Below are 17,279 nucleotides of genomic sequence, written 5' to 3' on the forward strand. Positions count from 1 at the left end.
ATGTGGCGACCTCCCGGCCCGAGCCGGGGTCGGTCCTGAGGGGAGACGACGGTGGGGTGTCGCCGGCCGGGCTACCGGCTGGTGACCCGGCGGTACCGGTTGACCGACAGCGCCATGAACAGCGCGATGAGTCCGGCGGCCCAGAGCGCGGTGTAGAGCGCCGCGTGCTGGGCCGGCCAGGCGTGCGGCTGCGGGAGCGCGGCCGGGGTGGGGTTGGCGAACAGGGACCGGGTCGCGTTGGCCAGGGAGGTGATCGGGTTCCACTCCGCGATCGTCGCCAGCGGTTCGGGCATGGCGGCCACCGAGACGAAGCCGGAGGAGATGAACGTCGCGGGGAACAGCCAGATGAGGCCGAGGCTCTGCGCGACCTCGACGCTGCGGGAGACCAGGCCGATGAACGCGCCGACCCAGGACATCGCGAAGGCGAACAGCAGGATCAGCAGGTAGGCCAGGACGGCGTCGAGGATGCTGCCGCGGATACGCCAGCCGATCGCGAGTCCGCACAGGCTGGTAACGAACAGGCTGACGACGCTGGTGGTCAGGTCGGAGGTGGTCCGGCCGAGCATCACCGCAACGCGGGACATCGGCAGGGAGCGGAACCGGTCGACGATGCCCTTCTGCAGGTCGTTGGCGAGGCCGATGGTGGTGAACGAGGCGTTGAACGTGACGGTCTGGGCGAAGATGCCGCCCATGATGAACTCGCGGTAGGTGTCGCCGCCCAGGCTGCCGCCGAAGACGTAGCCCAGCAGCAGCACGAACATGATCGGCTGCAGGATGCTGGCGAAGATCGAGCCGGGTGTGCGCCGGATGGTGAGCAGGTTGCGCCAGGCGAGGGAGCCGCTGTCGCGGGCGACCCGGGTCAGGGTGGTCACGCGCCCACCTCTTCCCGGTCGAGGTCGCCCGAGTGCGTCGGCCAGTCGACCACCGAGGGCATGACGGCGGTGTCGTCGTCGGCCGCGCGGCGCGTCAGGGCCAGGAAGACGTCGTCGAGCGTGGCGCGCCGAAGCCCGAGGTCGAGGACCTGGATCCCGTCGGCGGTGAGCCGGGACGCCGCGGCGGCGAGGGCGTGCTGGCCGTTCTGCCCGGCGCCGACGGCGACTTCGACGCGGCGGGCGCGCCGATCCAGCTTCGGCGGAGCGCCGCCGATCGCCGCCAGGACCCGGTGGGCCGCGGCGAGGTCCCCGGCGTTGGCGGTGACCAGCTCGATCCGTTCCCCGCCGGTGGCGCTCTTGAGCTCGTCGCTGGTGCCTTAGGCGACGACCCGGCCCTCGGCGATGACCGCGATCCGGTCGGCCAGCTGGTCGGCTTCCTCGAGGTACTGCGTGGTGAGCAGGACGGTGGTGCCCTCGCGGACGAGCTTGCCCACGATGTCCCACGTGTCGAGGCGGCTTTGCGGGTCCAGTCCGGTCGTGGGTTCGTCGATCACGACGACCGGGGGAGCGGCGACGAGCGCGCCGGCCAGATCCAGCCGTCGCCGCATCCCGCCGGAGTACGTCCCGGCCAGGCGGTCGGCGGCATCGTCGAGGTGGAAGCGGCTCAGCAGCTCGCGCGCGGTCGAGGCAGCCTTGCGGCGGCGCATGCCGTAGAGCTTCGCGACGAGGTAGAGGTTCTCGAAGCCGGTGAGCTTGTCGTCGACGGCGGCGTACTGCCCGGAGACGCCAATCGAGCGCCGGACCCGGTCCGGGTCGCGGGCGACGTCGGCTCCGGCGACCAGGGCCCGGCCGCTGTCGGGGGCCAGCAGGGTGGTGATGATCCGGACGGTGGTGGTCTTCCCGGCGCCGTTGGGGCCGAGCAGGCCGAACACCGCGCCGGCGGGCATGTCGAGGTCGATGCCGTCGAGGGCGGTCTTGGGGCCGAAAGACTTCCGGAGTCCTTCGAGCCGGATCGCGGGTTGCGCGGTCATCGGGAGTTCTCCTCGCGCAGCAGGCTTTGCGGGGTGATGTCGGTCCAGTTCCGTTCGACGAAGTCGAGGCACGCCTGGCGGGTGTCGGGCCCGAAGGCGGTGGTCCAGCCGTCCGGGATGGCGGCGAAGGCCGGCCACAGGGAGTGCTGGTTCTCGTGGTTGGTCAGCACCAGGTACTGCGCGTCGTCGGATTCGAAGGGGTTGGTCATGATCAGTTCCCTGTCTTGGCTCGTGGCTGGTCGGGGCGGGGCTGCCGGCCGGCGAGGCGTTCGGCGAGGACCGGGCCGATCCGGGCCAGCGCGTCCGGCTGGGTGAGCTGGACGTGGGTGACGTCGACGTCGTGGTTCTCGACGTCGCCACTGAGGTAGGGCATCCAGTCGGCCAGCACCGGGCCGTGCGGGTCGCGGTCGGCGGTGGCCGTGAAGAACAGCACGTCCGCGGCGATCGTGTGGGGCACGAAGTCGCCCATCAGCTGGGCTTGGCTGACGAACGCGCCGATCATGCCGCCGAGGGCCGCTTCGGTCAGGCTGCCCATCGGGTTGCCGATCTCGCGGTAGTGCGCCAGCACGCTCGTCCGGTCGAGCGTCACGTCCGCCGGCACGGGGAAGCCCTGGTTGTGCAGGAGCGCGGCGAACATCTTCGCCTCGCTCGCCACCTCCAGGCCGTCGACCGGGGCCTGCGGGTAGGCGTCCAGCACGGTCAGCAGCCCGATCTCCTCGCCCGCGGCCTCCAGCTGCGCGACGACTTCGTGGGCGAGGTTGCCGCCGAAGGACCAGCCCAGCAGGTAGTACGGGCCGTGCGGCTGAACCGAGCGGATGTGCTCGACGTACCCGGCGGCGATCTCGGCGATGCTCGCCGGGGTGTAGTCCGGGTCGGTGAGCTTGCGCGACTGCAGCCCGTAGAGCGGCTGGTCCGGCGACAGGTGCTTGAGCAGCCCGGAGTAGCTCCAGGACAGCCCGCTGGCCGGGTGGACGCAGAACAGCGGCGGCCGGCTGCCGGTGGTGCGCAGCGGCAGCAGCACGTCGAGATCGCTGCCTTCGGCCCCGGAATCCAGCTTGGCCGCCAGGCCTGCCACGGTCGGGTGCTCGAACAGCCGCCGGATCGGCAGGTCGACGCCGAACGCCGCGCGGATCCGGGTGATCAGACCGCTGGCCAGCAGGGAGTGCCCGCCGAGCTCGAAGAAGCTGTCGTCGATGCCTACGCGCGGAAGTCCGAGCGTCTCGGCGAAGAGCTTGCAGAGCAGGTCCTCGCGAGGCGACCGCGGGCCGCGCGATCCCGTGGCGGCGTCCGGCGGCGCGGGCAGGGCACGCTGGTCCAGCTTTCCGTTCGGGGTGAGCGGGAGCCCGTCGAGCGTGACGAACGCCGAGGGCACCATGTCTTTGCGCTACTTGTTCCAGACTTGGCGGCCGGGGTCGCGGCCTTGCGGTTTTGCGGCCGGATTTGCGTTTCGGCGCGCTGAAAGCAGGTCTCCGCGAAAGACGCCTGGCGCCCCGGTCCGTCCGCGATGTGGGAACGCCCGGCCCGGGCGCAGGAGCGGGCTTAGGCTGCGAGACGTGACGACGCTCGAGGAATCCGGGGCGGCTACCGCGCTGCCGCTGATCGACATCTTGCGCTTGCGCGGGCCCGCCGCGGACCGCGCGGAGTTCCTGGGCGAGCTGCGGCGGGCCGCGCACGACGCCGGCTTCTTCTGCGTAGACCGCCACAACATCCTGAACGAGCTGGACCGCGACGACGTTCTCCGCGTCTTCGCCGAGTTCGCCGCCGAGCACGTCCGCGGCTGAACCCCGATCACCCGCACGGTCCCCGAGGAGAACGATGAGACGCCTTGTTTCGATCCCTGCTGCGCTGCTGGCGGCGGCCCTGCTCGCCACGGCGTGCGGCACGGGCGGCACCGAGGAGCCTGCGGCAGGAGCCGGCACGTCCGCCCAGGACGCCACGCCGTCGGACGACCAGCTGAACCCGGACGCGACGGTCAACGTCCGGCTGGTGCTGGAACCTTCCGGCCTGAACATCTTCTCGACGTCCGGTGCCGCGCTCGACCAGATCCTGCTCGACAACGTCTACCAGGGCTTGGTCTCGGTCGACGTCGACGCGAAGGACAAGATCGTCCCGCAGCTGGCGACCTCGTGGGAGCAGGCGCCCGACGGCCTGAGCTACACCTTCCACCTCACCTCCGGCGCGAAGTTTCACGACGGCACGCCGCTGACGTCCGCCGACGTCGTGTGGTCGCTGCAGCAGCAGATCGCGCCGGGTTCGAAAGCCGTCTACGGCGCGGACTTCGCCTCGATCGCCGACGTCACCGCGCCCGACCCGGCGACCGTCCGGATCGGACTGAAGGCCCGCGACACCTTCCTGCTGTGGAACCTGACGCAGCGCGGCGGCATCGTGTTCAAGAAGGGCACCGACTTCGCTGCTTTGGACGGTGCGGAGAACGGGTCCGGCCCGTTCAAGCTCGCCCAGTGGAACCGGGGCGCCTCGATCACGGTCCAGCGCGACGACGCCTACTGGGGCGCGAAGCCGAAGGTGGCCAAGGTGGTGTTCCAGTACATCACCGAGACCAACGCGGCCAACAACGCCGAGCAGACCGGGCAGACCGACGTCGAGACGGCCGCGGACCCGACTCTGTTGCAGCCGTTCACCTCGGCCGGCGCCGGGTTCTCGGTGCTCAAGGGCACCACGACCGACAAGTACACCCTGGCCTTCAACGGCACCAAGGCGCCGTTCACCGACCCGAACGTCCGTCACGCCCTGCGCCAGGCGATCAACAAGCAGGACATCGTCAAGGCCGTCGGCGCCGGCACGGTGATCGGCAGCTCCGTCCCGCCGCAGGACCCGTGGTACGAGGACCTGACCTCGATCGACGCCTACAACCCGGAGAACGCGAAGAAGCTGCTCGCGCAGGCCGGGTTCGCGAGCGGCCTGTCGCTGACCCTAGACGTGCCGTCGATCTATCCGACGTCGATCACCGACGTCCTGGTGTCGAACCTCAAGCAGGTCGGCGTCACGCTCACGGTGAAGCAGGTCGAGTTCCCGGCTTGGCTGTCGCAGGTGTTCAAGAACCACGACTTCCAGCTCAGCCTGGTCGACCACGCCGAGGCCCGCGACGTCGCCAACTACACGAAGCCTGCCTACTACTTCGGGTACGACAGCAAGCAGGTCCAGCAGTGGTACACGCAGGCGCGGACCGCGTCGAGCGACGCCGAGCGTGACACGCTGCTGAAGCAGGTCGCCAAGCAGATCTCCACGGACGCCGCGAGCGACTGGCTGTTCCTGTCCGAGGCGCACACGGTGGTGCGCAAGGGTGTTTACGGCGTGCCGAAGGCGGAGACGAGCAACCGGTTCTCGCTGGCGAAGCTCGCGGTCGGCAAGTGAGATGACGCTGTTCCTGCTGCGCCGGACCGGGCTGCTGGTGGTCGCGCTCGCGATCGCCAGCGTGCTCGTTTTCGTGCTGCTGCGGTTGCTGCCCGGCGACGTCGCGGCGACCATCGGCGGCCTGCGCGCGAGCCCCGAGCAGCTCGCGTCGATCCGCGCGGGGCTCGGGCTCGACCGCCCGCTCCCGGCGCAGTACGGCTCGTGGGTGGCCGGCGTGCTGCACGGCGACTTCGGCCGGTCCCAGCTCAACGGGACGTCGGTCGCGGCGGAGCTGGGCCGCAAGCTCCAGGTGACCGCGCCGCTCGTGGCCGGGGCGGTGGTCGTGGCGCTGGTCGTCGCGGTGCCGTTCGGCGCCTGGGCCGCGGTCCGCCGCCGTGGTGCGGTCGGGACCGGGATCAGCGCGCTGTCGCAGGTCGGCATCGCCGTGCCGACGCTGTGGCTGGGCCTGGTGCTGGTCCTGGTGTTCTCGGTCGAGCTCGGCTGGCTGCCCGCGCAGGGTTTCCCGGTCGACGGCTGGGCGCGGCCCGGCCAGGCGTTGCAGAGCCTGGTGCTGCCGTGGATCGCGCTCGGCCTCGCCGAAGGCGCGGTGCTGCTGCGGTTCGTGCGGTCCGCGGTGCTCGGCGTGCTGCACGCCGACTACGTCCGGGCGGCACGAGCCAAGGGGCTCACCCGGACGCAAGCGTTGTTGCGGCACGGTTTCCGCAACGCCGCGCTCCCCGTCGTCTCGATCCTGGGCGTGCAGCTGGCGACGCTCGTCGTCGGCGCGGTGGTCATCGAGCGCGTCTTCACCCTGCCCGGTGTCGGCAGCATGCTGGTCGGCGACGTCGGCAACCGCGACCTGGTGAAGGTGCAGGGCGAGGTGTTCCTCGTCGTCGCCGCCGTGCTGGTGATCGGGTTCGCGGTCGACGTCGTCCACCGGCTGATCGACCCCCGCCTGCGAGAGCCCCGGTGAACCGGCGCCGGAAGGCGGCCGCGCGGTACCTGCTCCGGCGCCCGGGCGGGCTCTTCGGGGTGGTCGTGGTGGCGCTCCTGGTCGTCGCCGGCCTGCTGTCGCTGTGGTGGACGCCGTTCGACCCGCAGGCCACGAACCCGGGTGCGGCGTGGTTGCTGCCGCTGCAGGGCGGGCACCTGCTCGGCACCGATCGCATCGGGCACGACCAGCTCAGCCAGCTGCTCGCCGGCGCCCGGGAAACGCTGGTCGCGGCCGTCGCGTCCGCTGGTGTCGCGACCGTCGTCGGGCTGCTGCTGGCCCTGCTCGCCGTGCTCACCCCACGCTGGGTCGGGGCCGGGGTGGTCCAGCTGATAGACCTGCTGGTCGCGTTCCCGACCCTGCTGCTCGCGATGGTGCTCGCCGCGGTCTACGGCAGCTCGCTGGCCACGGTCGTCGCCGCGATCGGCGTCGGCTTCGGGGTCGCCGTCGCCCGGGTGGCGCGGGCCGAGCTGAGCGCGGCCTTGGGCAGCGACTACGTTCTGGCCGCGCGGGCCGGGGGCGCGCGGACCGGCCGGATCGTCCGGCGGCACCTGCTGCCCACGATCGCCCCGACCCTGATCGTCCAGCTGTCGCTGGTGATGGCCCTGGCCGTGCTGGCCGAAGCGGCGCTGACCTACCTCGGGTACGGCAGTTCGCCGTCGTCGCCGTCCTGGGGCGGCATGCTCCACGAACAGCAGGCCTACATCGCCGCGCGGCCGCTGCTGGTGATCTGGCCCGGCCTGGCGGTGGCGCTGACCGTGCTCGGCTTCAACCTCCTCGGCGACGCCCTGCGCGACGTCACCGACCCGCGGCTGGTGACGACCCGATGAGCCTGCTGGAGGTCGAGGACCTGACTGTGCTGCTCGGAGACCGGCCGCTGGTCGACGACGTCTCTTTCACCGTGGGCGCGGGGGAGCGGGTCGGCCTGATCGGCGCGTCCGGCTCCGGCAAGTCGCTCACCGCGCTGGCCGTGCTCGGCCTGCTGCCCGAGGAGATGACGGTGCGGGGCAGCGTCCGGCTGGACGGCGCCGAACTGCTCGGCCGGTCCGATCGGGCGCTGTCGGCGATCCGTGGCAAACGCGTCGCCACGATCTTCCAGGACCCGCGCACCGCGCTGAACCCGTTGATGCGCGTCGGAAAGCAGATCGCCGAACCGCTGCGCGCGCACCGCGGCCTGTCCCGCAAAGCCGCCGCGGCCGAAGCCGTCGCGCTGGCGTCGAAGGTGGGCCTGCCCGATCCCGGGCACGCGGTCAGGGCGTTCCCGCACCAGCTGTCCGGCGGGCAGCGCCAGCGGATCGGCATCGCGATCGCGCTCGCGTGCCGCCCGGCGCTGCTGCTCGCGGACGAGCCGACCACCGCCCTCGACGTCACCGTGCAGGCCGAGATCCTCCAGCTCCTGCATGCGCTCGTGGCCGAAGAGGGCACCGCGCTGCTGTTCATCACGCACGACCTCGCGGTGCTCGCCCAGGTCGTGCGGCGCGTGCTCGTGCTCGGCGACGGGCGCCTGCTCGAAGACGGCGTCCTGGCGGACGTGCTGCGCACGCCCCGGCACCCGGAGACCCGGCAGCTGCTGGAGATCGCGCGGGCGGGCGCGTTCCGCCGTCGCACGGAGGTGACCCCGTGACGCTGCTGGAAGCCACCGGCCTGCACCGCTCCTACCGGCTACCCCGCCGGTCCCTGTTCGAGGCCGCGCCGCCGCGGCACGCCGTCCAGGACGTGAGCCTGTCACTGCACGACGGTGGCCGGCTCGGGATCGTCGGCGAGTCGGGTTCGGGCAAGTCGACCCTGCTGCGTCTCCTGCTCGCCCTCGAACGGCCGGACGCCGGCACCGTCCACTATGGAGGGCGCCTGGTCACCGGCCGCGACCTCACCTGGTTCCGGCGCGACGTCCAGGTCGTCCTGCAGGACCCCTACAGCTCGCTGAACCCGCGCACCCTGGTCCGCGACATCGTCGCCGAACCCCTCGAATGCCTGCGCGTGCCAGGCGACCACGATGGGCGTGTCGAGGAGATCCTCGTCGCCGTGGGCCTCGAACCGGACGCGGCCCGGCGCTACCCGCACGAGTTCTCCGGCGGCCAGCGGCAGCGGATCGCACTCGCCCGGGCCCTCGCACCGCGGCCGAAGGTGCTCGTCGGCGACGAGCCGTTCTCCGCGCTCGACGCCTCGGTGCGTGCCCAGATCATCGACCTCGTCGCCGGCTTGACCACGGCGTTCGGGCTGTCGCTGGTGCTCGTCTCGCACGACATCGGCGTGGTCCAGCAGCTGTGCGACCGGCTGTTGGTGCTCAAGGACGGCGTCGTCGTCGAAGCCGGCGCCACCACCGACGTCCTCACCGCGCCCAGCCACCCGTACACCCGGGCCCTGCTGGACGCGGTGCCCCAGCTGCCGGAGGAGGTCGGATGAGCCGCTTCAAGCTCGGGTTCCTCACCCACGTCCACGGCCCGGGCCGGGACCTGAGCAGCGTCCTGCGCGACCTGCTCACGGTGTTCGCCGCCGCGGAGGAGCTCGGGTTCGACGGCGGCTGGGTGGCCCAGCACCACTTCCGCACCGACTTCGGCCGGCTGCCCTCGCCGCTGGTGTTCTTCGGCGCCGTCGCGGCCCGGGCGCCGAAGCTGAGGCTGGGCACCGCGGTCACCGTGCTTCCCCTGGAAGACCCGCTCCGGCTGGCCGAAGACGCCGCCGTGCTCGACGCACTCACCGGCGGCGCTCTCGAACTCGGCCTCGGCACCGGCGGCGCCAACCAGGACGCCTTCAGCCGGTTCGGCCACGACCCGGCGCACCGCCACCGGCTCCACGACGAGAACCTCGGCACCCTCCGGCTCGCGCTGGGCGGCAGCGTCCTGCAACCACCCGCACCGGCACTGGCCGACCGGCTGTGGCAGGCCACTTCGGACCTCACGCGAGCGGTGCGCATCGGCCGGGACGGCGACGGCCTGCTGCTCGGCACCGCCGTGCACGACCCGCGGAAGGTCCAGCGCCCGCTCGCCGAGGCCTACGCGGCTGCGTCACCCCGGCCGCGGTTCGGGATTGTGCGCGCGGTGTTCCCGGCGAAGGACCGCCAGGCCGCCCGCGACGACCTCGCCCCGGCCCTGGCCGTCCACCGCCGGAACTTCCCGGAGCTGGCGGGCCTCGGTGTCGAGGAGCACCTGGCCCGCACCAACGTCCACCACGGCACCGCCGAAGAAGTCACCGCGAGCCTGCGCGCGGATCCGGCGCTGCTGGAGTTCCTCAACCCGGACAGCTGGTTCTTGCCCGTCGTCCAGCACGAACTGTCCACTGTGGACGCCGACGTCGAGCGGCTACGCGTGATCGCCACCGAAATCGCCCCGGCGCTGGGATGGCGTCCGTGACCTTCCACCTCGGTTTCCTCACCCATGTCCACGGCGAAGGCGTCGCCGCGGGACGGCTCTACCGCGACCTGGTCGAGCTGTTCGTCGCCGCGGAAGAGCTGGGCTACCAGTCGGGCTGGGTGGCGCAGCACCACCTGCAACCCGAGCACGGACGGCTGCCCTCACCGCTCGTGCTGCTGGCCGCGGCCGCCGAGCGGACCCGGCGGATCCACCTCGGCACCGCGGTCACCGTGCTCCCGCTGGAAGATCCTCTTCGGCTGGCCGAGGACGCGATCGTCCTCGACGCCCTCTCCGGCGGGCGCCTCGAACTGGGGCTGGGCAGCGGGACGCCGTCCGCCGACGAGTTCGCCGTGTTCGGCCGGGACGTCGCCGACCGGCACGCCGACTACGACCGCAACCTGCGCGCCCTGACCGACGCGCTGAGCGGGTACGAGCTGAGCGAGCGGTTGTGGGAGTCCAGCCTCCGGCCGCAGGTGCTCACCGAAGGCGCCGCCGCCGGACGCGGGCTGCTGCTCGGTGTCGGGCCCGCCGACCAGGTCCAGGCCGGGCTGGCGGCGACGTATCTCGGCGCCGGTCCGCGATCGCCGCGGCTCGCCGTGGTCCGCGGGATCTTCCCCGGTCCCAGCCGGGCGGCCGCTGCCGCGCAGCTGGCCCCGGACGTCGCCCGCTACCGGCCCCTGCACGTTCGCGCGGGGTGGGCGCCGCACGAGGACATCAGCCTGACGGAGCTGCTGCGCCTGATGAACGTCCAGCACGGCACGCCGGCGGACATCGTCGAATCGCTGCGGGCCGACCCGGTGTTCGCCGGGCCCAGCACGCACCTGATCGCCGCCGTCCAGGCGGAAAGCTCCACCCTCGGCCAGGCGCTGACCCGGCTCGAGACCATCGCGCGGAAGATCGCGCCCGAACTGGGGTGGCGGCCATGACACGGTTCCTCGCGCTGAGCGCACTCGTCCACGGCTCGGGCGGGCACACCGCCGGCTGGCGCCACCCCGAGGCCTACGCCGCCGGCCAGCTGGACTTCGCGTTCCACGCCGAGCTGGCCCGGCTGCTGGAACGCGGCCGGTTCGACGCCTTCTTCGTCGCCGACGTCGTGGCGGTCGAGGGTCCGCCGAGCCGGGCCGTGCGGTTCGAGCCGTTCAGCCTCCTCGCGGCGCTGTCCACAGTGACCACCCACATCGGACTCGTCGGCACCGTCGGTACGACGCACCACGAGCCGTACCACGTCGCGCGGAAGTTCGCGTCGCTCGACCACCTCTCGCACGGCCGTGCCGGGTGGCACGCCGTCACGGCGGCCGTCGCGGAGGAGGTCGCCAACTTCGGCTCGCTCGGCCGTCCGGCCGCGGGAAACGAGTTCGTCGACGTCGTGCGGCAGCTGTGGGACAGCTTCTCCGACAAGGCACTCGTCCGGGACGTGGCCGGATCGCGCTACTACGAACCGGATCAGCTGCGCACGCCGGAGCACCACGGGGGGCACTTCCGCGTCCGCGGTCCGCTGAACATTTCCCGGCCCCCGCAGGGGCACCCGGTGCTGTTCGTGACGAGCACGGACGAGCCCTTCGCGGCCAAGCACGGCGAAGTCTTCTTCACCGAACAGCCCGACGTCGGAGCCGCCACGGCTGTCCGAGCCCGGGTCGCCGCCGCGGGCCGCGATCCCGGCCAGGTTCGCGTGTGGCCGCTGCTGTCCCCGCTGGTCGCCGACACCGAAGCGGCCGCCCGGCGGAAGGTCGCCGAACTCGACGACCTCGCGCAGGCCCCGGGCGGCTCGATCGTCGCGGGCACGCCGGAACAGATCGCCCACCGGATGCAGCAGTGGTTCACCGAAGGCGCGGCAGACGGCTTCACCGTCTCGTTCCCGTACTTCCCCGGCCCCGCCATCGACTTCGTCCAGCAGGTCGTCCCGATCCTGCGCCGGCGCGGCCTGGTGCCCGACGGCTACCGCGGGACGACGTTGCGCGAGAACCTCGGCCTCGCCCGCCCGGAGGTGTCCCGATGACCCGGCAGCTGCACTTCACGGCGTTCTTGAAGCCGCCGGGGGAGTACCTGGCCGCGTGGCGGCACCCGGACACCCGCGCCGACGCCGGGATCGACTTCGACACCGTGCTTTCCTTCGCCCGCACCGCCGAGGCGGCGAAGTTCGACGCGGTGTTCTTCGCCGACCTCGTAGGCGTCCCGCTGGAGAGCCAGGACGTCCTGTCGCGGGTGTCGGTGGTCAACGACTCCTTCGAACCCACCACGCTGCTGGCCGCGCTCGCCGCGGCGACCAGCCGGATCGGGCTCATCGCGACGGCGTCGACCACCTACAACGAGCCCTACCACCTGGCGCGGACGTTCGCCTCGATCGACCACATCTCCGGCGGCCGGGCCGGCTGGAACGTCGTCACCTCGCTCAACGACGGCGAAGCCCTCAACTTCGGCCGCGACGCCCACGTCGGGCACGCCGACCGGTACGCGCGGGCGGAGGAGTTCTTCGACGTCGTCACCGGCCTGTGGGACAGCTTCGAGGACGACGCCTTCCGGCACGACAAGCCGTCCGGGGTGTCCTTCGACCTGGACAAGCTGCACCCCCTCGGCCACACCGGCGCGCACCTGTCGGTCGCCGGGCCGCTGAACATCGCGCGGCCGCCGCAGGGGCGTCCGGTGATCGTGCAGGCCGGCGCGTCCGAGGCGGGCAAGCAGTTCGCCGCGCGGGTGGCCGAGGTCGTCTTCTCCGGGCAGCGGGACCTGGCCCGGGCCACCGAGTTCTACGCGGAGATCAAGCACCGCGCGGCCGCGTTCGGCCGGAGCCCGGACGAGCTGAAGGTGTTCCCCGCGCTCTCGGTCATCACCGGGGAGACCCGCGCGGCCGCGGCGGCGAAGCGCGACGCCCTGCGCGGGCTGATGCCGCCGCAGGTGGCGCTGGCCCACCTGGCCTACCTGCTCGGCGGGTTCGACCTGACCGCGTACCCGCTCGACGGGCCGTTGCCGGAACTGCCGGAGTCCAACCAGTCGAAGAGCACCCAGCTCGACGTCTACCTGCGCGCCCGCCAGCGCGGGCTCACGATCCGGCAGCTCGCCGCCGAGATCAGCGACGACGCCACCACGATCGTCAGCCCGCCGGACGAGATCGCCGACCACATCGAACGCTGGTTCACCGCGCCGGCCGCGGACGGCTTCACGCTCGTCTTCCCGTACCTGCCGGGTACCCTCGACGACTTCATCCAGCTGGTCCTGCCCATCCTGCGCCGGCGTGGGCTGTTCCGGTCCAGGTACGAGGGAGCCACCCTGCGTGACCACCTCGGCCTCCGCCGACCGACCTCGAGATACGGATCCACTCATGGCGGCTGACACCGCGGGCGAGCACAACGCACTGACCGACGTCCCGGGCATCCGCGTCGGGCACGCGACCCGCGCTGGAGAAGGGGCGTTGACCGGCACGACCGTCGTGCTGGTGCCTCCGGGCGCGGTCACCGCCGTCGACGTCCGCGGCGGTGGCCCGGCGACCCGCGACACCGCGGCGCTGGATCCGCGGCACGCGGCGCCTCAGGTCGGGGCGATCACCCTCACCGGCGGCAGCGCCTACGGCCTCGCCGCGGTCGGGGGAGTCCTGGACTGGCTGGCCGGGCACCGCCCCGAGGCGACGTCGGTGGTTCCCGCCGCGGCCCTGTTCGACCTCGGCCGCGGTGGGGACTTCCACGCCCGCCCCCACGCCGAACTCGGTGCCGAGGCCGTCCGGGCCGCCGCGGCCGGCGCCGTCGAGCAGGGGAACGTCGGCGCCGGGACCGGCGCCGTCAGCGCGCAGATGAAGGGCGGTGTCGGGACGGCGAGCGCGGTGCTGCCGGACGGCACGGTCGTCGCGGCGCTGGCCGTGCTGAACTCGCACCACCCCGCGGTGGATCCCGTGACCGGGCTGCCGTACGGGCACTCGCTGGGTGCGACCACGCGCCGGCGCGGGGACTCGACGGTTCCGTGGCAGGAGTTCGACTTCACCGCACCGGACGAGGCCGCTCTGGCTGTGGCGCGCGAGCGGCTCGAGGCCACCACACGTGAGCGTGACACCCGCACCCCGCTCAACACGGTGATCGGCGTGGTCGCCACCACCGCGTCCCTCGAACCCGGCGAGGCCTACCGCCTCGCGGGTGCGGCTCAGGACGGCTTGGCGGTGGCGGTCCGCCCCGCCCACGGCGTGGCCGACGGCGACACGGTGTTCGCGGTCTCGACCGGAGCGGCCTCGGCGGGCCCGAGCCCGGAGCTGTTCGCGGCGGCGTCGAACGCCTTCGCCCGAGCGATCGTCCACGCGGTGCTCGCGGCCCGTTCGGTCTCGACGGGCTGGGGCCACATCGCCGCCTACGAAGAGCTGTACCCGGGCGTGGTGGGCGCCGCCCGGTGACGTCGCCCGGCCTGATCCTCCTCAGCGGCCTGCCGGCCACGGGCAGGTCCACCGTGGCCGTTCCGCTGGCCCGTGCGCTGACGGCCGCGTACCTGCGGATCGACACGATCGGCGACGCCGTCGGTCGTGCGGTGGCGCGGGATCAGCTCGGCACCGGTCTCGGTGTCGTCGTCGAGGGCGTGAACCCGCTCAAGGTCACCAGGGACGCATGGAAGGCCGTCGGCGATCGCCACGCCGGCTGGGTGCTCGAGGTCGAGTTCGCCGGCTCCGGGACGGGCGAGCAGTGCCCCGGGCGCGAACACGAGCCGTGGGACCGGGCGCACCTGGTCATCGACACGGCGGTGACGAGCGTGTCCGGCAGTGTCGAACTGATCCTGCGGCACGCCTACGCCGCAGCCGGTTCCCCGATGCCCGCGTTGTCGGTCGCGGCCGGACTGGCCACCCCGATGTCCTTGCGCGTGGCCGCGACGTTCCGCCTCGCCGATCTGGCCGGTGAAGACGGCGCCACGGCCGAGGCGCTGGCGTCGGCCGCCAGGGTCTCGGAATCCGCGCTGCGCCGGCTGCTCGACCACCTGGTCACCGCCGGGGTGTTCTGCTTCGACAGCGTCTCCGGGCGGTACCTGCCCACGGCGCTGGGCCGGCAGCTGCGAGACGATCACCCGGACGGGATCCGGGCCGATCTGGACGTCACCACGGCGATCGGGCGGGCCGAACTGGCCTTCACCGAGCTGCCGGAGACGGTGGTCACCGGCGAGCCGGCCTATCCCCGCCGGTACGGGCGCGGATTCTGGGCCGACCTGGAGAAGCGCCCTCGGCTGCAGGAGTCGTTCGACACCAAGATGAGCAGGCGGTTCCGGATCCAGGCCGAGCAGATAGCACGTCGATTCGACTGGAGCCGGTTCGGTTCGGTGATCGACGTCGGCGGTGGTGACGGGACCTTGCTTTCCGCGGTCCTTCACGCTCATCGCGGCGTTCGCGGCCGGGTCCTGGATCTGCCGCCCACCGCCGGGAGTGCCCGGGAACGGTTCGCCAGGGAAGGGCTGGATGATCGGGCGGAAGCGGTGGCGGGAAGTTTCTTCGATCCGCTGCCCAGTCGTGCTGACGCGTACGTGCTCTCGGACGTGTTGCACGATTGGAGCGACGACGAGAGCCGGGCGATCCTGCGTGGCTGCGCCCGTGTCGCGCGGGGCGGTGGCGTTGTCATCGTGATCGAGAGCCTGCGAACGGGAGTCGCGGGGCAGGTCCCAACACTGCGCTCGATCTGTTCGTGCTGATGTGTTTCGGCGGCCGCGAGCGGACCGCCGGTGAGCTCGAAGCCTTGGCCGCGGAGTGCGGACTGGTGTTGCGGAACTCGGGGAAGATCGCCGATCGGCGCACCTTCCTGGAGTTCGGCGTGGCGGCGGCGCCGAAAGGCAGGTAGTTCGGGATCCGACCATTCCTGAAGCGTGGGAAGCGTTGGCCGGACCGCCGGTATCCTGGCCACTTTGACCCGCCACGCCGAGGCGCTGGAGAGGCACGGCTGGGGCGGCGCGCTGCTCGGCACCGGCTGGGGCCGGCCCGACGCTTTCACCGTCGCCACCGCGCTCGCCGCGCGGACGAGCACGTTCCAGCCGCTCGTCGCGATCCGGCCGGGCTACTGGCAGCCGGCGCAGTTCGCGTCCGCGGCGGCGACCTTGGACCACCTCAGTGGTGGGCGGGTCCTGGTGAACATCGTGTCGGGCAAGGACGACGTCGCGGCCTACGGTGACCCTGAAGGCGACCGGCCGCGGCGTTATGCCCGCACCAAGGAGTTCCTGCGGGTCGTGCGGAAGTTGTGGACCGAGGAGAACGTCACCCACGACGGCGAGTACTTCAGCGTCCGTGGCTCGACGCTCGCGCAGGGACCGGTCGTACGGGGCGATCGCAGGCACCCGCGGCTCTACTTCGGCGGCGCGTCCGACGCGGCCGAAGAGGTCGCGGCGGCCGAAGCCGACGTCCAGCTCTTCTGGGGCGAACCGCTGGACGGCGTCGCCGAGCGCATCGAGCGGCTCGAGGAGCTCGCCGGAAGGTGGGGCGCGAACACGCGCCACTGGAGTACGGCCTGCGTGTCACCACGGTGGTTCGTGACACCACGGAACAGGCCTGGGCCGACGCCGAGGCCAAGGTCGGGCGCATGGCGAACGGTGCGGTCGCGCGCGCCCCCGACTGGTCCGCCGCTAGCGGGCAGCGGTGGCTGCTGGACCTGTCAGCACGAGGCGACGTGCTGGACGACAATGTCTACGTCGCCCCGGGTCGCTTCGGCGGCACCGGTGCCGGCACGACGTGGCTGGTCGGCTCGGCCGCCGATGTCGCCAGGTCGCTGTGGAAGTACCGGGCGCTCGGAATCACCCACTTCGTGCTGTCGGACACCCCGTACCTGCCTGAGATCGAGCGCCATGGCGAACAGCTCCTGCCACTGCTGCGCGACTGAGGGGTCCGATTGCCGCGGTCAGCTCACCGGTCCGCCGACGAGGACGGACCAGCCGCCGTCGACGCGGAGCACGGTCCCCGTTGCCGGGCGGAGCGCTGGGTCGGCGGCCAGTGCCACCGCGGCGGCGACGTCTTCGGGTTCGAGAACACGACCCAGCACGGATTCCCGGGCGAGGTCGGCACCGCGTGGCCCGGCCAGCACGCCCGCGGTGGCCGGGGTTCGGACGGCCCCGGGGGCGACCACCAGCACGCTGACGCCGTCGCGCGCGCATTCCGCGGCGACGTGGCGGGCGAAGGTGGTCAACGCGGATTTCGCGGTTCCGTGCGCCAACCGGCCCTCGCCGACGTAGTCCGCGGCGGTGCTGCCGATGTAGATCAGCCGGCCGTCGCCCTGGGCGCGCATCGGTTCGAGGACTCGCTTCGTGATGTGGAACGCGCCGGCGAGCTCGCCCGTGACCTTGGCCTCGAAGGCGGTCCACGACAGCTCGGCCAGCGGGTCGAACGGGGGCGGGGCGGTGTTCGCGTTGACGATGACGGTGTCGATTCTCCCGTGCTCGGCGAGGATCCCGGTCACCATCGTGTCCACGGCCGTGGCGTCGGTGACGTCGGCCCGGGCGCTCGACGCCATGCCACCGGCGCGTTCGACGTCCCGGACGACGTCTTCCGCCGCGGCGGAAGAAGTGCGGTAGTTGACGATCACGCGATGGCCTTGGGCGCCCAGCCGCCGGGCGACGGCCGCGCCCAGCCCACGGGCGGCCCCGGTGATGAGTGTGGTCGGCACGGCTCCTCCTTCGGTCGTGAACAGGTCACTAACCTAGGGAGAGCGCGGGGTGGGCGGAATGCGCTCACCCTGGGGTGGGGTGCTCA

At 72.3% G+C, this 17,279-nt stretch carries 17 protein-coding genes and 2 pseudogenes; 14 read left to right on the forward strand and 5 right to left on the reverse strand.

Going from position 1 to position 17,279, the window contains the following annotated elements:
• Window positions 1-71: 71 nt before the first annotated feature.
• The 4 genes and pseudogenes from MUY22_RS31230 to MUY22_RS31245 form a co-directional block, all read right to left on the reverse strand.
• Window positions 72-872 (reverse strand): ABC transporter permease, encoded by an 801-nt coding sequence (locus tag MUY22_RS31230; protein WP_247050555.1) that lies wholly within the window; start codon window positions 870-872, stop codon window positions 72-74.
• A pseudogene (locus MUY22_RS31235) lies at window positions 869-1,903 on the reverse strand (ATP-binding cassette domain-containing protein). Before MUY22_RS31235 ends, MUY22_RS31230 begins: the two are co-directional and overlap by 4 nt.
• Window positions 1,900-2,112: an MbtH family protein gene (locus MUY22_RS31240; protein ID WP_305879317.1), complete on the reverse strand. Its 213-nt coding sequence runs from the start codon at window positions 2,110-2,112 to the stop codon at window positions 1,900-1,902. Before MUY22_RS31240 ends, MUY22_RS31235 begins: the two are co-directional and overlap by 4 nt.
• Before the next feature lie 2 nt (window positions 2,113-2,114).
• Window positions 2,115-3,278, reverse strand: coding sequence for a thioesterase domain-containing protein (locus MUY22_RS31245; RefSeq protein WP_247050557.1), 1,164 nt, complete (start codon window positions 3,276-3,278; stop codon window positions 2,115-2,117).
• Between the two features lie 178 nt (window positions 3,279-3,456).
• On the opposite strand from MUY22_RS31245, the gene MUY22_RS31250 reads away from it, so the two are divergent.
• The 14 genes and pseudogenes from MUY22_RS31250 to MUY22_RS49520 all read left to right on the forward strand — a co-directional run bounded on the left by MUY22_RS31250 (window position 3,457) and on the right by MUY22_RS49520 (window position 16,413).
• Window positions 3,457-3,684 carry a 2-oxoglutarate and iron-dependent oxygenase domain-containing protein gene (locus MUY22_RS31250; RefSeq protein WP_247050559.1) on the forward strand — a complete coding sequence of 76 codons (228 nt, stop codon included), beginning with the start codon at window positions 3,457-3,459 and terminating at the stop codon, window positions 3,682-3,684.
• 34 nt (window positions 3,685-3,718) lie between these two features.
• Window positions 3,719-5,275: an ABC transporter substrate-binding protein gene (locus tag MUY22_RS31255; RefSeq protein ID WP_247050561.1), complete on the forward strand. Its 1,557-nt coding sequence runs from the start codon at window positions 3,719-3,721 to the stop codon at window positions 5,273-5,275.
• 1 nt (window position 5,276) lies between these two features.
• Window positions 5,277-6,227 (forward strand): ABC transporter permease, encoded by a 951-nt coding sequence (locus MUY22_RS31260; protein ID WP_247050563.1) that lies wholly within the window; start codon window positions 5,277-5,279, stop codon window positions 6,225-6,227.
• Window positions 6,224-7,075, forward strand: coding sequence for an ABC transporter permease (locus MUY22_RS31265; protein WP_247050565.1), 852 nt, complete (start codon window positions 6,224-6,226; stop codon window positions 7,073-7,075). The genes MUY22_RS31260 and MUY22_RS31265 overlap by 4 nt, the downstream gene beginning before the upstream one ends.
• The gene (locus MUY22_RS31270) at window positions 7,072-7,869 is read left to right on the forward strand and encodes an ABC transporter ATP-binding protein (RefSeq protein WP_247050567.1); all 798 of its coding nucleotides are present in this window, start codon (window positions 7,072-7,074) and stop codon (window positions 7,867-7,869) included. The genes MUY22_RS31265 and MUY22_RS31270 overlap by 4 nt, the downstream gene beginning before the upstream one ends.
• Window positions 7,866-8,648: an ABC transporter ATP-binding protein gene (locus tag MUY22_RS31275; RefSeq protein WP_371827509.1), complete on the forward strand. Its 783-nt coding sequence runs from the start codon at window positions 7,866-7,868 to the stop codon at window positions 8,646-8,648. Before MUY22_RS31270 ends, MUY22_RS31275 begins: the two co-directional genes overlap by 4 nt.
• Window positions 8,645-9,595 (forward strand): LLM class flavin-dependent oxidoreductase, encoded by a 951-nt coding sequence (locus MUY22_RS31280; protein ID WP_247050568.1) that lies wholly within the window; start codon window positions 8,645-8,647, stop codon window positions 9,593-9,595. Before MUY22_RS31275 ends, MUY22_RS31280 begins: the two co-directional genes overlap by 4 nt.
• Window positions 9,592-10,521: an LLM class flavin-dependent oxidoreductase gene (locus MUY22_RS31285; RefSeq protein ID WP_247050571.1), complete on the forward strand. Its 930-nt coding sequence runs from the start codon at window positions 9,592-9,594 to the stop codon at window positions 10,519-10,521. The genes MUY22_RS31280 and MUY22_RS31285 overlap by 4 nt, the downstream gene beginning before the upstream one ends.
• Window positions 10,518-11,591: an NtaA/DmoA family FMN-dependent monooxygenase gene (locus MUY22_RS31290; RefSeq protein WP_247050573.1), complete on the forward strand. Its 1,074-nt coding sequence runs from the start codon at window positions 10,518-10,520 to the stop codon at window positions 11,589-11,591. Before MUY22_RS31285 ends, MUY22_RS31290 begins: the two co-directional genes overlap by 4 nt.
• The gene (locus MUY22_RS31295; protein WP_247050575.1) at window positions 11,588-12,922 is read left to right on the forward strand and encodes an LLM class flavin-dependent oxidoreductase; all 1,335 of its coding nucleotides are present in this window, start codon (window positions 11,588-11,590) and stop codon (window positions 12,920-12,922) included. Before MUY22_RS31290 ends, MUY22_RS31295 begins: the two co-directional genes overlap by 4 nt.
• Window positions 12,912-13,964, forward strand: a complete 1,053-nt coding sequence (locus MUY22_RS31300; protein ID WP_247050577.1) for a P1 family peptidase — start codon at window positions 12,912-12,914, stop codon at window positions 13,962-13,964. Before MUY22_RS31295 ends, MUY22_RS31300 begins: the two co-directional genes overlap by 11 nt.
• Window positions 13,961-15,238: a methyltransferase gene (locus MUY22_RS31305; RefSeq protein WP_247050580.1), complete on the forward strand. Its 1,278-nt coding sequence runs from the start codon at window positions 13,961-13,963 to the stop codon at window positions 15,236-15,238. The genes MUY22_RS31300 and MUY22_RS31305 overlap by 4 nt, the downstream gene beginning before the upstream one ends.
• 171 nt (window positions 15,239-15,409) lie before the next feature.
• Window positions 15,410-15,904, forward strand: a pseudogene (locus tag MUY22_RS49515) (LLM class flavin-dependent oxidoreductase); the annotation flags it as partial.
• Window positions 15,905-16,011: 107 nt separating this feature from the next.
• The gene (locus tag MUY22_RS49520) at window positions 16,012-16,413 is read left to right on the forward strand and encodes an LLM class flavin-dependent oxidoreductase (RefSeq protein WP_256474705.1); all 402 of its coding nucleotides are present in this window, start codon (window positions 16,012-16,014) and stop codon (window positions 16,411-16,413) included.
• Between the two features lie 18 nt (window positions 16,414-16,431).
• Here the strand turns inward: MUY22_RS49520 and MUY22_RS31315 are convergent, their stop codons facing one another.
• A complete protein-coding gene (locus tag MUY22_RS31315) occupies window positions 16,432-17,193 on the reverse strand; it encodes an SDR family oxidoreductase (RefSeq protein ID WP_247050581.1) in 762 nt (253 codons plus the stop codon).
• Window positions 17,194-17,279 lie beyond the last annotated feature (86 nt).

The organism is Amycolatopsis sp. WQ 127309 (assembly GCF_023023025.1).
In the GTDB taxonomy this organism is placed as follows: Bacteria; Actinomycetota; Actinomycetes; order Mycobacteriales; family Pseudonocardiaceae; genus Amycolatopsis.